This is a genomic window from Vibrio sp. 10N.286.48.C11, from assembly GCF_041469805.1.
Taxonomy (GTDB): Bacteria; Pseudomonadota; Gammaproteobacteria; order Enterobacterales; family Vibrionaceae; genus Vibrio; species Vibrio crassostreae_C.
Map to the genome: position 1 here is coordinate 50,483 of NZ_JBFRLK010000047.1, position 12,878 is coordinate 63,360.

General features: G+C 45.6%; 15 protein-coding genes. 3 read left to right on the forward strand and 12 right to left on the reverse strand.

Annotated features, from left to right (window positions below; translation table 11 throughout):
* Nucleotides 1–87: 87 nt before the first annotated feature.
* Nucleotides 88–1,701, forward strand: coding sequence for a thiamine/thiamine pyrophosphate ABC transporter permease ThiP (thiP, locus tag AB4209_RS13170; protein ID WP_372056159.1), 1,614 nt, complete (start codon nt 88–90; stop codon nt 1,699–1,701).
* Nucleotides 1,701–2,405 (forward strand): thiamine ABC transporter ATP-binding protein, encoded by a 705-nt coding sequence (gene thiQ / locus AB4209_RS13175; RefSeq protein ID WP_137001871.1) that lies wholly within the window; start codon nt 1,701–1,703, stop codon nt 2,403–2,405. The genes thiP and thiQ overlap by 1 nt, the downstream gene beginning before the upstream one ends.
* 106 nt (nt 2,406–2,511) lie before the next feature.
* On the opposite strand, the gene yjgA is transcribed toward thiQ, so the two are convergent.
* Nucleotides 2,512–3,036, reverse strand: coding sequence for a ribosome biogenesis factor YjgA (gene yjgA / locus AB4209_RS13180; RefSeq protein WP_372056162.1), 525 nt, complete (start codon nt 3,034–3,036; stop codon nt 2,512–2,514).
* Between the two features lie 118 nt (nt 3,037–3,154).
* Here yjgA and pmbA point away from each other — a divergent pair, with 118 nt between their 5' ends.
* On the forward strand, nt 3,155–4,498 hold the full coding sequence (gene pmbA, locus AB4209_RS13185) for a metalloprotease PmbA (RefSeq protein ID WP_372056164.1): 1,344 nt from the start codon (nt 3,155–3,157) through the stop codon (nt 4,496–4,498).
* 96 nt (nt 4,499–4,594) lie between these two features.
* Here pmbA and mgtE read toward each other — a convergent pair whose 3' ends face one another.
* The 11 genes from mgtE to kdsD all read right to left on the reverse strand — a co-directional run bounded on the left by mgtE (nt 4,595) and on the right by kdsD (nt 12,867).
* Complete coding sequence (gene mgtE / locus AB4209_RS13190; RefSeq protein WP_017058911.1) at nt 4,595–5,950, reverse strand: magnesium transporter; 1,356 nt, start codon at nt 5,948–5,950, stop codon at nt 4,595–4,597.
* 148 nt (nt 5,951–6,098) lie between these two features.
* The gene (locus tag AB4209_RS13195; protein WP_017066670.1) at nt 6,099–6,374 is read right to left on the reverse strand and encodes an HPr family phosphocarrier protein; all 276 of its coding nucleotides are present in this window, start codon (nt 6,372–6,374) and stop codon (nt 6,099–6,101) included.
* 2 nt (nt 6,375–6,376) lie between these two features.
* Nucleotides 6,377–7,246, reverse strand: coding sequence for an RNase adapter RapZ (gene rapZ, locus AB4209_RS13200; protein ID WP_372056166.1), 870 nt, complete (start codon nt 7,244–7,246; stop codon nt 6,377–6,379).
* Nucleotide 7,247: 1 nt separating this feature from the next.
* Nucleotides 7,248–7,709 (reverse strand): PTS IIA-like nitrogen regulatory protein PtsN, encoded by a 462-nt coding sequence (gene ptsN / locus AB4209_RS13205; RefSeq protein WP_004738707.1) that lies wholly within the window; start codon nt 7,707–7,709, stop codon nt 7,248–7,250.
* A gap of 1 nt (nt 7,710) precedes the next feature.
* Nucleotides 7,711–7,998 (reverse strand): ribosome hibernation promoting factor, encoded by a 288-nt coding sequence (gene hpf / locus AB4209_RS13210; RefSeq protein ID WP_009847742.1) that lies wholly within the window; start codon nt 7,996–7,998, stop codon nt 7,711–7,713.
* Nucleotides 7,999–8,060: 62 nt separating this feature from the next.
* Complete coding sequence (locus AB4209_RS13215) at nt 8,061–9,521, reverse strand: RNA polymerase factor sigma-54 (RefSeq protein WP_017058913.1); 1,461 nt, start codon at nt 9,519–9,521, stop codon at nt 8,061–8,063.
* A gap of 54 nt (nt 9,522–9,575) precedes the next feature.
* A complete protein-coding gene (lptB, locus tag AB4209_RS13220) occupies nt 9,576–10,301 on the reverse strand; it encodes an LPS export ABC transporter ATP-binding protein (protein WP_372056168.1) in 726 nt (241 codons plus the stop codon).
* A 2-nt stretch (nt 10,302–10,303) separates the two neighbouring features.
* Nucleotides 10,304–10,798 (reverse strand): lipopolysaccharide transport periplasmic protein LptA, encoded by a 495-nt coding sequence (gene lptA / locus AB4209_RS13225; protein ID WP_017058914.1) that lies wholly within the window; start codon nt 10,796–10,798, stop codon nt 10,304–10,306.
* Nucleotides 10,779–11,342, reverse strand: a complete 564-nt coding sequence (gene lptC, locus AB4209_RS13230; protein ID WP_004735306.1) for an LPS export ABC transporter periplasmic protein LptC — start codon at nt 11,340–11,342, stop codon at nt 10,779–10,781. The genes lptA and lptC overlap by 20 nt, the downstream gene beginning before the upstream one ends.
* A complete protein-coding gene (gene kdsC / locus AB4209_RS13235) occupies nt 11,339–11,896 on the reverse strand; it encodes a 3-deoxy-manno-octulosonate-8-phosphatase KdsC (RefSeq protein ID WP_017058916.1) in 558 nt (185 codons plus the stop codon). The genes lptC and kdsC overlap by 4 nt, the downstream gene beginning before the upstream one ends.
* On the reverse strand, nt 11,896–12,867 hold the full coding sequence (kdsD, locus tag AB4209_RS13240) for an arabinose-5-phosphate isomerase KdsD (protein WP_017058917.1): 972 nt from the start codon (nt 12,865–12,867) through the stop codon (nt 11,896–11,898). The genes kdsC and kdsD overlap by 1 nt, the downstream gene beginning before the upstream one ends.
* Nucleotides 12,868–12,878: the final 11 nt, after the last annotated feature.

The following is a 12,878-nucleotide window of genomic DNA, read 5'->3' on the forward strand; positions in this document are numbered from 1 at the left end:
TTTTAAAAAATTAGCTTTCTAACTTTCTGTATTTAAAGGTTTGTTCGATGTTAACTGAGCGAACCATTTACGGTAAAAAATCAATCTATGATAAAGAAAACACCTAAGGTTGGGATTTGGGTAGCGATACTCATTACCGCCTTCGTGGTTTCAGCAGTTGGGGCATTGCTTAGCAATGCCCCTTCTCTTGATATCAGCCAAGTATGGTCCGATACCTACTATTGGCATGTAACGAAATTCAGTTTTTATCAGGCGACACTCTCAACGGTGCTGAGTGTTGGCTTTGCTATACCTATTGCTCATGCGCTGTGTCGTAGACAATTTTTTGGACGCGCTTTGTTGTTAAGGCTGTTCGCGTCGACCTTAGTCCTGCCAGTGTTAGTGGGTGTATTTGGCTTACTTGCGATCTATGGCAATAGTGGTTGGTTAGCTAAGTTTTTGGCGAACTTCGATATTGAATTGCCATTTTCCATATACGGATTGAATGGTATTTTGCTGGCGCACGTTTTCTTCAACTTGCCTTATGCCAGTCGCTTACTTCTGCAAGCGTTAGATACCGTGCCTGCCGAGCAACACAAGCTTTGTGCTCACTTGGGTATGAGTCATTGGAACAAATTCAGATGGGTTGAATGGCCTCGCTTAAGACAGCAATTACCACATGTGTGTGGCTTAGTCTTCATGTTGTGTTTTACCAGCTTTGCTACCGTGATGGCGCTAGGCGGTGGACCTAAATCAACCACTATCGAGCTCGCTATTTATCAGGCGATTAAATTCGACTTTGACCTTCAAGCTGGTGCCTTGCTCGCGATATGGCAAATGCTGCTGTGTGGTGTGCTAGCGGTGAGCATTCAACGCCTATCGAAGCCTATTTCAGTGACGGCCAGTCAGCTGTCGGAAGAGAAATATTTGGTTAAGGACAGCTGGTGGTCAAAAGCTTGGGATAGCTTTTGGATCATCATAGTCTCAATGCTGGTATTGCCGCCATTAGCTATGGTTATCGTCAGTGGAATTAACTCGCAGGCATTAACCGTACTCAGCAGCGAGCCGTTTTGGGCGGCGTTAATGACCTCGGTTAAAGTCGCGTCATTAGCAAGTGTTATCGCAGTTGGTATTGGTATCGCCATACTACTGACTAGCCGAGCATGGCGTTTACAGAACAAGAATTTTCGAGCCGATAAAATCGAGCTGATTGGCACTATTATCTTGGTGACTCCGGGGCTGGTGATCAGTACGGGTATCTTCTTATTACTGCGTTCATTCACCGATGTATTCAGTTTAGCTTTCTTTATCGTGATTGCCGTCAACAGCTTAATGGCGCTGCCTTACGTAATTAAAACCCTAGCTCAACCTATGCTGCATTTGTCTCAGCAGTACCAGTATGTGTGTGCAAGCTTGGGTATGACAGGTTTCACGCGTTTTAGGTTAGTGGAGTGGCGAGCATTGCGTAAGCCGATGGCGCAAGCCTTCTCGATTAGCTTTATGTTGGCGATGGGTGACTTAAGCGCGATTGCTTTGTTTGGTAGCCAAGATTTTAGAACTCTGCCTTTGTACCTATTCCAATTGTTAGGCAGCTATCAAATGGAAGCGGCGGCGGTAGTTTCTGTGAGCTTACTGTTACTGAGTGTCGGCAGTTTTAGCTTAATAGAATTCTTATTTACTCGAAGATCTAAGCTCGATGCTAAAGAATTAAGGAACCGATGATGTTAGTGATGAAAGATGTGGATTACCACTATCACAGAGAGTTGTTTAGCTTTGATTTTCAAGCTGAGCAGGGCGATATTGTTGCGCTTATGGGGCCGAGTGGTGCGGGTAAGTCTACACTGTTGGCGCTAGTTGCTGGTTTCATCGAGCCTACATCGGGTGAGATATCAGTGGCTGGGCAGTCGCTTATTGGTAAAGAAGCACATCAGCGTCCGTTGGCGATGTTGTTTCAAGAGCACAACCTGTTTGCCCATCTCACGGTGAGTGAAAATATTGGTTTAGGTCTGCACCCGGGATTAAAGCTTACGGCAACCCAAAAGCTCAAAGTTGAGCAAGCAGCCGCACAAGTAGGTGTTGCAGAGTATTTGGATAGATTGCCTGAGCACTTATCCGGTGGTCAACGCCAGCGTGTCGCGTTAGCGCGTTGTTTTGTCCAACCTCATGATATTTGGCTGCTTGATGAACCTTTCTCTGCGCTTGACCCTTTGCTGCGTGAAGAGATGCTTAGCTTAGTGAAGCGATTAGCGGCAGAGCGAAATATTACGGTCTTGATGGTGACTCACCATTTAGGTGACGCACGCAGTATCGCGAATAAGTTTGTGTTTGTGGCGCTAGGTAAGGTGTTGGTTGAAGACTCGATAGAGGCACTGACGGCGGATCATCCACAGACAGAATTAAGCTCATTTGTTAAAGCGGGTGAGTGACGATTCATCACTCTTGTTTAATCTCTCTGATATTGAGTACGTAGAAAACAAAAAGACCTAGCATGCGCTAGGTCTTTTATTGTCTTACAGAATAAAGCGACAAAGATTAGTCTTCTAGCTTTAGCTCTTTTAAGATTTGGAAGATTTCACGAGAAGCCTTTGCTGGCTTGTTCGCTGATTTCTCTTTGTTAGCTTGGCGAGCTAGCTGACGAAGACGCTGACGGTCTGCTTTAGGGTACATGTCCATGACTTCTGAAATGGCAGCATCGCCTTCAGCAACAACGCGATCACGCAGTTGCTCAAGCTTGTGCAGTTCAGCGGTTGCTTGCGAGTGCTTGTTACGTACTTTATCCAAAGCCGCTTGAATTGGCTCAGGATCAACATTGCGCATTACTTTACCAATGTATTGAAGTTGACGGCGCTTCGCTTCATTTTTAAAGCGTTGTGCATCTTTAATCGCTTGTGCCAAATCTTCAGACAGAGGAAACTTGTCTAATACAGAAGGCTTCAGGGAAACAAGTTCTTCCCCCAGTTTTTGTAGCGCTTCCATGTCGGTTTTCATTTCTGTCTTACTTACCCAGATGATTTCTTCTTCTGGTTCCCATGGGGCTTTTTGGTTTTTGCGAGCCATCTTTTCTGCCTATGTCACTATCTCAAACGAATATATTGCCTATTTTAGCAAGAATCTTGGGGAGAAAGCGAAATTCTTGTTATCCTACGTAATATTGACCTACAAAATTAGAATAGATATGGATGTAAAACAGCAAGTCGCCCAGCAAAGAGTTGAGCTAGAAGCCGCAGTAGCAAAAGCGTTGGACATGGCCTCTGTGAGTGCCGACGCCGCTGAAGTTGCTATTACTAAGTCAACGGGTTTAAGTGTTTCAACACGTATGTGTGAAGTGGAAAACGTTGAATTTAATAGTGATGGTGCACTTGGTATTACTGTTTATCGCGGCCAGAAAAAAGGCAGCGCATCTACATCTGACCTGAGTGAGAAGGCTATTGCTCAAACGGTAGCAGCCGCGCTTGATATCGCTCAGTACACATCTGAAGACCCGTTTTCAGGTCCTGCAGCAAAAGAATACATGGTAAAAGAAATTCCAGACTTGGATCTTTTCCACCCTGACGAGCCTAACCCTGACTATGCCGCTGAGATTGCGATTGCAGCTGAGAAGCAAGCGCTCGCTTATAGCGATAAGATCAAACAGAGTGATGGCGCGAGCTACGACAGTCACTACGGTGTTAAGGTTTACGGTAACAGTCATGGCTTACTAGCCAGCTACGCTTCAAGCCGTCATAGCACGAGCTGCTGCGTGATTGGACAAGGCGCTAATGGTGAAATGGAACGTGACTACAGCTACACCGTTGCACGTCACCGTGATGAACTGTGGACGCCTGAGCGTGTAGGTCAGGAAGCTGCAGAAAAGACCATTAGCCGTTTGGATGCGAAAAAGCTACCAACAGGCCAATACCCAATTATGTTCGCTAACGATGTTGCGACAGGTCTTATCGGTCACCTTGTTATGGCGATCAGTGGCGGTAACCTTTACCGCAAGTCGTCATTCCTATTGGATCATCTCGGTCAGAAAATCCTACCTGACTGGTTTAACATTTCTGAGCGACCACATATCTTGCGTGGTTTGGCTTCAAGCCCATTCGATAGCGAAGGTGTGTTCACTCAAGATCGTGAAATCATCACTGACGGTGTGCTAGCAACTTACCTACTAACGAGCTATGCCGCACGTAAGATGGATATGATGCCAACCGGTCATGCTGGTGGTATTCATAACTGGTTCGTTAAATCGACCGGTCAAAACTTTGAGCAGATGCTAAAAGAGTTGGGTACTGGCTTCCTAGTCACTGAAGTGATGGGCCAAGGCGTAAACACCGTAACGGGTGATTATTCACGTGGCGCTGCAGGTTTCTGGGTTGAAAACGGAGAGATCCAATACCCAGTATCAGAAGTAACAATCGCAGGTAACCTAAAAGACATGTTTACTCAGATTGTTGCTGTGGGTAACGACGTAGAAACACGTTCGCAAATTCAAACGGGTTCTATCCTGCTTGAGTCGATGAAAGTCGCGGGTGAGTAATTCAATTAAAGCGAATCTGATGAATTAAAAAAGGGAGCCGTGGCTCCCTTTTTGTTTTCTGTATTTCGCCAAAAATTGGCTAACTGCTTATGCTAACTAGATCAGTATGGTCGCTAAGCCTAGGAACACCGATAGGCCAATAACATCGGTTACTGTGGTCAGTGCCATACCGCCAGCAAGGGCTGGATCGATATTCATCTTCTTCAACATCACTGGGATAGTTACACCAGCAATACCTGCGACAATCAAGTTGGTCATCATCGCCGCTGAGATGATGCCTCCCAGTATCCAGTTACCTTTCCAAGCCACCACGATACCACCAATGATAACGGCCCATAGAACGCCGTTTAGGAAGCCGATGGCTGCCTCTTTGAGTAGCAGTTCGCGTTTGTTACTGTCACCGATATGACCGAGTGCCAAACCACGAATCACCAGAGCAACGGTTTGGTTACCCGCAACACCCCCCATCGAAGGCACGATAGTCATCAGAACCGCAATCGCTGCCATTTGATCGAGCGTTGCTTCAAACATGTTTGATACAGATGCTGCCGCCAGTGCTGCGAGTACGTTAGCACCAAGCCACACACTACGACGACGAGCAGATTTTACGACCGGTGCGAAGGTATCTTCGTCATCGTCCATACCCGCCATACTCATCATTGAGTGTTCGGCATCTTCACGGATAACATCAACCACGTCATCGATGGTGATACGACCAACAAGGTGCTGGTTACTATCGATGACAGGCGCAGAAACCCAGTTACGACGTTCAAACAGGCTCGCGATATCTGACGCACTGGTTTCTACCGCGATCGCTTCGTCGGCATCATCCATCACTTCTGAAACAGGGACATCAGGTTGAGTCGTTACTAGCGTGGTAAGTGATAGGTTACCGATAAGACGTTCTTCTTCATCAATAACATACAGAGCATCAGTTGCATCCGGCAGTTCGCCACGCATACGCATGTAGCGCAATACAACGTCAACATCGACATCACCACGAATCGTGATTACGTCGGTGTTCATGATCGCACCCGCTGAATCTTCAGGGTACGACAGGGCAGTTTCAACTAACGCACGATCGACGGAGTCCATTTGAGAAAGGACTTCGCGAGAAACATCGTCGGGTAGGCTTCGAAGTACGTACGCGACGTCATCGGTTTCCATACCTTCGGTTGCTTCTGCCAAGGTCTCAGGTGCCATTTTCGACACAAGAGCATCTTTGACGTCTTCGTTTAGTTCATCAAGAATTTCACCGTAGTCTTCAGGATCGGTGAGTTGCCAGAGTACGTCACGACTTTTGCGAGGGGAGGCTTCTAAAAGGTGTGCAATATCTTCAGGCTCCATGTCCTGAAGTTGTCGGCGTACGTGAACAAATCGGCCGTTTTCTAGGGCTTCGCTGACTTCTTGGAGGGTTTGGTGAGCTTGGTCGAATTCTAATTGCTCTGCCATATTTTCCTCCTATCTCATTATTCTAACAATGGTTGGAATAGTAACTTAATTCTGGGGCTTATTTAAATCATAAACTTAGATAGAACTAAGATTTAATATTGGTTGGTTCGTTGTTTGAGTCTTAGGCGTTGTGAGTGAAGCGTTTTCGCTACTCACCCTCATCAAACTTGTCTTCAATGAGATGACAGACGGCATCCAGTGCTTGCTGTGAATCGGTACCTGCAGCTTGAATCGTAATATGTTGCCCTTGCGCTGATTCCAGCATAAGTAACCCCATTACGCTGTCTGCTGTTGCTGTTTTATCTTCTTCGCTATGGATAGTGATGGTTGCATCAAAGCTTTGTGCAAGCTCAACCAACTTTACGGCTGCTCTAGCGTGAAGACCCAAGCGATTTTGGATCAGTACAGTTCGAGTTAATTCCATGGTTAGCCCTGTTGGTGCTTCTCTAGGGAGGCGTGTCTGATTTGAACTTGATGGCCAAGTTGCTCAAAGTACTCACCAATTTTCTGGGTTAGATAAACCGAGCGGTGTTTGCCGCCAGTACAGCCAATCGCGACCGTTAGGTAACTGCGATTGTTCTTCTCTAACATTGGTAACCACTGTTCAACAAAGCCTTGGATCTGTTGCTTGAGTTCCAGAACTTCTGAGTGTTCTTCTAGAAAGGAGTGAATTGGTGCATCTAGCCCGGTTAGTGGTCGTAGTGCAGGTTCCCAGTGAGGGTTCGGCAAAAAGCGAACATCAAACACGTAGTCGGCATCGCTTGGCAGACCAAATTTAAAGCCGAAAGATTGAAAGACAATGATTAGTTCTTGCTTCTCTTTGCCTTCGACTTTAAAGCGCACTTTTTCACTCAACTCGTAGAGGTTGCAGTCACTGCTATCAATCACAATGCTGGCTTGCTCTGCTAGAGGACTGAGAAGTGTCTTTTCTAAATCAATAGCCTGCTCTAGAGAAAGTTTCTCTTGGCCAATTGATAAAGGGTGGATTCTGCGGGTTTCGCTGTAGCGCTTAAGGAGTGTCTGCTTGCTGGCATCGAGGAACAATACATCAACATCGATGTTTGTAGCTGACTCGAGTTGCTCGAGCGTGTCGGTGACTAACTGAGGCTCTTTCGGTAGGTTACGTATATCAATACTTACCGCAACGTTTTGGTTGCTTTCGCGTACCGATTCGACAAAGTTGTTGAGCAGGTTTACTGGTAGATTATCGACACAGTAATACCCCAAGTCTTCTAGGACTCGTAACGCAACACTTTTACCGGCCCCTGATTGGCCACTAACCACGATTAATCGCATGTTATTGCTCGCAAGTTGGCACTTGAATCATGATGTCGTAAAGCTCTTGATCGCTCTGAGCATTACGCAGCTGTTTAAGAGTCTGCTTGTCGTTTAGTCGTTCTGCCATACAAGAAAGGGTTTTTAGATGCTCTTTGCATTGTTCGCTAGGAACAAGCAGGGCAAATAGTAGGTCGACAGGACGATTATCAATCGCATCAAATTCGATAGGATCTTGGCATTGCAGTAATACAGCTATCGCTTTATCACTGACATTCATACGAGCATGGGGAATCGCGATACCATTACCAATACCGGTACTGCCCATCTTCTCACGGCTCAACATACACTCAAATAGCTCTGTTGAATCTTGACCGCAGCTCTCAGCTGCTATCTGGCTGATGAGCTCAAGGGCTCTTTTTTTGCTTGTGCATTGGACTGCACTTTTGGTGCAGTCCAATGAAAGTACTTCGCTTAATTGCATGTTAGTGACTACTTAGCTTTTCTTTGTGCTTGTTGAGTTGGCGGACGAGTTTATCAACCAATGAATCAATCGCGGCATACATGCTTTCATCTGTTGCTGTCGCATGGATTTCCCCCTGATTTATATGCAGGGTAGCTTCTGCGATTTGATTGATTTTCTCAACTTTTAAAACAACCTGAACGCTATTGATATGATCAAAGAAGCGCTCAAGTTTGTCGAATTTGGTGTGAACATAGTCTTGCATTGAATCGGTAAGATCAACGTGATGGCCTTGAATATTGATTTGCATAGACTTTCCTTTTCAGTTGGTTGCCTGATCATAGTTGCTAAGTAACTAGCGACTAAATGAGCTTATAGCAGGCGTTTACGCTGACTCGATGGGGCAATGCCCAGAGACTCACGGTATTTCGCTATGGTACGTCTAGCTACCTGAATTCCTTGGTCAGCCAGTAAAGCAGCAATCTTACTATCACTTAGAGGCTTCGCGGTATTTTCCGCTGCGACAAGCTTCTTGATGAGTGCGCGAATTGCTGTAGATGAACATTCACCGCCATTGTCAGTGCTGACATGGCTTGAGAAAAAGTATTTGAGCTCGAAGATGCCACGTGGCGTATGCATGAATTTTTGAGTCGTCACACGAGAGATCGTGGATTCGTGCATATCAACAGCTAACGCAACATCATTAAGAACCATTGGCTTCATCGCTTCTTCGCCATGTTCGAAGAAATCACGCTGATGTTCAACAATGCATCGCGCAACTTTGAGTAGCGTCTCATTTCGGCTCTCTAGGCTTTTAATTAACCACTTTGCTTCTTGCAAATTTGAGCGGATGTATTGATTGTCGGCGCTGTTGCCTTTACTGCCCAGATCAGCGTACTGCTGATTCACTTTCAACTTAGGCACGCTATCAGGGTTAATGGTCACTAACCATTTGCCAAGGTCTTTGAAGACAGATACATCTGGAACCACATACTCAGTTTCATCCGGAGTAATCTTACTGCCAGGACGAGGGTCCAGCTGTTGAATCAGTTGCAAAACTTCACGTAGTTCTGCTTCTTTCAACTTGGTCTCTTTGATAACCAGTTTGTAATCGCGATTGCCGAGTTGGTCGATATGGCTAGTAAGTACTAACTTAGCTTCGTTAAGCCAAGGCGTATCTTGGGGAAAGGTTGCCAGTTGCAGTAACAAGCAATCTTGCAGGTTGACTGAACCGACACCTAGCGGATCAAACTGCTGAATTCGTTTACGTACCGCTTCAATTTCATCAAGCTCGATCTCTTCATTGTCGAAGTTTTCAAGGATGTCTTCACAAGTTACAGTGAGGTAGCCGTAGTCGTCGATGGCATCGATTAATGCAAAAGCGATGCTTCGGTCGGTGTCAGTGAATGGCGTTAAGTCGAGTTGCCAAAGTAGGTAATCGTGCAGGCTTTGAGTGGTTTCGCCTTGATAAACAGGCATGTCGTCATCAATCGCAATACCCGTGTTACCGGTGTTCGCGCTGTAGACGTCTTCCCAAGTTGTGTCGATTTCTAGTTCGTTGCCAATCTCTGATTTTTCGATTAAGTCTGAGCTATCAGGTAAGTCTTGCTCTGTGGCTTCAACAGTTTCTTTTTCGTCACTGCTAGGTTTTTCTTCCGATGTTGGCGTATCTTCATTGCCTTCTTCGACATCGAGTAGTGGGTTAGATTCAAGTGCTTCTTGAATCTCTTGCTGCAAATCTAAAGTAGACAATTGCAACAAACGAATCGCTTGCTGCAATTGAGGAGTCATTGCTAACTGTTGGCCTAGCTTAAGTTGTAATGAGGGTTTCATTCAGTGTGACTTACCTAGTTATTATTCTTAGAACTCTCGATACTCTCTATATAATCATAGACGGAATTGTTCGCCTAGATAAACTTGTTTAACTTGTTCGTTATTGAGAACATCTTCAGGAGTACCCTCAGCGATCAGGTGTCCTTGGCTTACGATGTAAGCTTTTTCACACACGTCTAATGTTTCACGAACGTTGTGGTCGGTAATCAAAACGCCCAAGCCGCGATCACGCAGGTGAACAATGATTTTTTTGATATCGATTACTGAGATCGGGTCAACACCGGCGAATGGTTCATCCAATAGAATGAACTGCGGGTTTGCTGCTAGTGCACGAGCAATCTCTACACGACGACGCTCACCACCCGACAGAGCCATACCATTGCTGGTGCGGATATGTTGGATGTGGAACTCTTCTAGCAGGTCTTCCATCTTATCTTGGCGTTGTTCGTTGGTCATTTCATCACGGGTTTGTAAAACCGCCATGATGTTGTTCTCTACGGACAACTTACGGAAAATCGATGCTTCTTGAGGCAGGTAACCGATACCAAGACGAGAGCGGCTGTGCATTGGTAAGATACTGATGTCTCGGTCATCAATGCTGATGGTACCTTCATCACGCGCCACCAAACCAACAATCATATAGAAAGATGTGGTTTTACCTGCACCGTTAGGCCCAAGCAGACCGACGATCTGGCCTGACTCTACCTGTAAGCTTACATCGGTAACAACCTTACGTTTACTGTAGGTTTTAGCTAGGTTTTTTGCTTTAAGAACAGCCATCGTTACTTATTCACTTCCGTTGGTTGTAAAACCGTTGACACTCGTTTGTTTTCACCACTGTCAGCGACTAATTTCTGAGAACCGATCTGGTAAGTGATCTTAGAACCGCGAATGATGCTGCCATCTTGAGATAACATCGCATTCTTAGTCATGATCAGTCGGTCGGCAACAAGCTGGTAGTGCAGGTCGTCAGCTTCACCGTAGAGTGTCTTACCGTCGTCAGTAAGCTGAGAGAAGGTTGCTGGCTTACCGAAGCCTTGAATTTCTTCAATCTCACCGTTTACGGCGTTACGAGTAACAATAACCTTATCGGCATTGATATTGATGCTGCCTTGTTTAAGGTTCACATCACCAAGGAAAGTCACTTGGTTACTTTTCATATCCAATTGCTGGCTGTCTGAGTCAATGTAGACAGGTTGCTCACTATCCGAAGACAGAGCATAGACATTAGGTGCCGCAAGGGTCAAAGCGAATAAACTAAGGTGTAAGAGTTTCATATCTACCTTGAACAGAATTAAAGAGGGTTGCATTGTTGGTACCGAAGTTACCTTTCATTGCTTGTCCCTCAGTTTCAAAAAATGTACCGATCATATGGACCGGAGTCTCTGAATAAAAATCTCGGCTAGGCAGCTCAACAACCATTTTATCTGTGGTCATTGTATCGAAGCTGGCTTCTGGCAACAGGTTCTTTGCCACGACGTTGTCATAAAACGTGACAACTTGATTCTCATCCATAATCGCGCGATCAGCGGTGACTTGCCATTCAATCGTGTGCCCTTCACGGAATACCGAAAGAACTGGGTTTTGAAAGTGCGTATCGCCAACTACTGAGTAGTGTTCTAAATACGTCGATTCAACCTGATAGCTGCGAATACCGCTTTCGTCGTAGCTAATGTTGTTCAGGCTTTTGCCACTAAACGCGGGCAGCTCCAAATTTGGAGCCACTTGTATCGTTGATGTTTGCTCTTTGTCGTACAAGTAATAGGTCGACCAAGAGGCAATAAATATGAGTATTAAATAGATAATACGAGTAAAACTCATATGCTTAAACCTTTATGCACGTCGAGTTCATTTCTTGCTTGTAAAATAAGGTCACAGACTTCACGTACCGCGCCATGACCACCGTTAATGGTTGTCACGTAGTTTGCACGCTTTGCAAGTAGCGGGTGCCCATCTGCCACACAGACCTTCAAGCCAACTTTTTCCATTACAGGCCAGTCAATCAGATCGTCTCCGATGTAACCTGTATTTTCAGGGTTTACAGAAAGCTTATCGCAAATATCTTGGTATGCCTTAACTTTATCGTCTTGACCTTGATAAATCAGCTTAATGCCTAGAGCGGTCATACGATTCTCAACAATTTGAGATTTGCGACCCGTGATGATCGCGATTTCAATGCCTGCGTTCATCAGTGATTTGATACCGTAACCGTCACGAGTGTGGAAGGTTTTCAGCTCTTCACCGTTGTTGCCCATGTAGATGCGACCATCAGAGAAGACACCATCGACATCGCAAATCAGCAGTTTGATCTCTTTTGCAATTGCAAATACATCTGAATTAACAGTGCCGTATAGAGTTTCGACTGTCTGTGTCATTACATTACTCCTGCTTTCAGTAAGTCATGCATGTTTAACGCTCCGACTAATTTACCTTCTTGGCATAACATCAGGCCATTGATGCTCTTCGCTTGCATCAAGTTTAAGCCCTCAACCGCGAGCATGTTTGGCTCGGCTACCGTCGGGTTTAGCGTCATCACATCACCGATCTGCGTGTTATGGATATCAACGCGTTTGTCTAAGATACGGCGTAAATCACCATCGGTAAAAATACCGGCCATTTGGCCATCTTCACCAACGATTGCTGTCATGCCTAAGCCTTTCTGAGATATCTCTAGTAGAGCGTCTCTTACTAGTGCGTCGGGTGCTACAACAGGAAGTGAATCGCCTGTGTGCATGATGTCGTCGAGCTTCAACAGCAGCTGACGACCTAAAGCGCCACCAGGATGAGACAGGGCAAAGTCTTGAGCGGTGAAGCCTCGAGCCTGCAAAAGTGCAACGGCTAATGCATCACCCATGACCAAAGTCGCCGTGGTGCTTGTTGTTGGTGCTAAGCCCAGCGGACAAGCTTCTTCCGGTACTGAAATTTGTAAATGGATATCAGACAGGGTTGCCATGTTTGATGCTGGCTTGCCTGTCATGCTGATGATCTTGATGCTCAGACGCTTTAACACAGGAAATAGGCTGAGGATTTCTCCCGATTCGCCGGAGTTGGATATTGCAATCACAATATCACCAGGTTCGATCATGCCTAAGTCGCCATGCGCCGCTTCGCCTGGGTGAACAAAGAAAGCCGATGTCCCGGTACTTGCCAATGTTGCTGCGATTTTGTTGCCAATGTGGCCTGATTTACCCATGCCCATCACAACGACTTTGCCTTTGTTGTTCAGGATAAGGTCGCAAGCTTTACAAAAATCATCATTAAAATATTGGTCTAATTGAGTGAGACCTGCAACTTCGGTTTCCAAAACTTGTTTTGCAACGCTGCGGTAATCAAATGGCTGAGACATCAAATACTCCA

Bases quoted from the DNA above. Each gene is read 5' to 3' on its own strand.
- kdsD (WP_017058917.1), bottom strand. From the start codon at position 12,867: ATGTCTCAGCCATTTGATTACCGCAGCGTTGCAAAACAAGTTTTGGAA.
- lptC (WP_004735306.1), bottom strand. From the start codon at position 11,342: ATGAGTTTTACTCGTATTATCTATTTAATACTCATATTTATTGCCTCT.
- thiQ (WP_137001871.1), top strand. From the start codon at position 1,701: ATGTTAGTGATGAAAGATGTGGATTACCACTATCACAGAGAGTTGTTT.
- lptB (WP_372056168.1), bottom strand. From the start codon at position 10,301: ATGGCTGTTCTTAAAGCAAAAAACCTAGCTAAAACCTACAGTAAACGT.
- pmbA (WP_372056164.1), top strand. From the start codon at position 3,155: ATGGATGTAAAACAGCAAGTCGCCCAGCAAAGAGTTGAGCTAGAAGCC.
- lptA (WP_017058914.1), bottom strand. From the start codon at position 10,798: ATGAAACTCTTACACCTTAGTTTATTCGCTTTGACCCTTGCGGCACCT.
- kdsC (WP_017058916.1), bottom strand. From the start codon at position 11,896: ATGACACAGACAGTCGAAACTCTATACGGCACTGTTAATTCAGATGTA.
- mgtE (WP_017058911.1), bottom strand. From the start codon at position 5,950: ATGGCAGAGCAATTAGAATTCGACCAAGCTCACCAAACCCTCCAAGAA.
- thiP (WP_372056159.1), top strand. From the start codon at position 88: ATGATAAAGAAAACACCTAAGGTTGGGATTTGGGTAGCGATACTCATT.
- yjgA (WP_372056162.1), bottom strand. From the start codon at position 3,036: ATGGCTCGCAAAAACCAAAAAGCCCCATGGGAACCAGAAGAAGAAATC.
- ptsN (WP_004738707.1), bottom strand. From the start codon at position 7,709: ATGCAATTAAGCGAAGTACTTTCATTGGACTGCACCAAAAGTGCAGTC.
- rapZ (WP_372056166.1), bottom strand. From the start codon at position 7,246: ATGCGATTAATCGTGGTTAGTGGCCAATCAGGGGCCGGTAAAAGTGTT.
- AB4209_RS13215 (WP_017058913.1), bottom strand. From the start codon at position 9,521: ATGAAACCCTCATTACAACTTAAGCTAGGCCAACAGTTAGCAATGACT.
- hpf (WP_009847742.1), bottom strand. From the start codon at position 7,998: ATGCAAATCAATATTCAAGGCCATCACGTTGATCTTACCGATTCAATG.
- AB4209_RS13195 (WP_017066670.1), bottom strand. From the start codon at position 6,374: ATGGAATTAACTCGAACTGTACTGATCCAAAATCGCTTGGGTCTTCAC.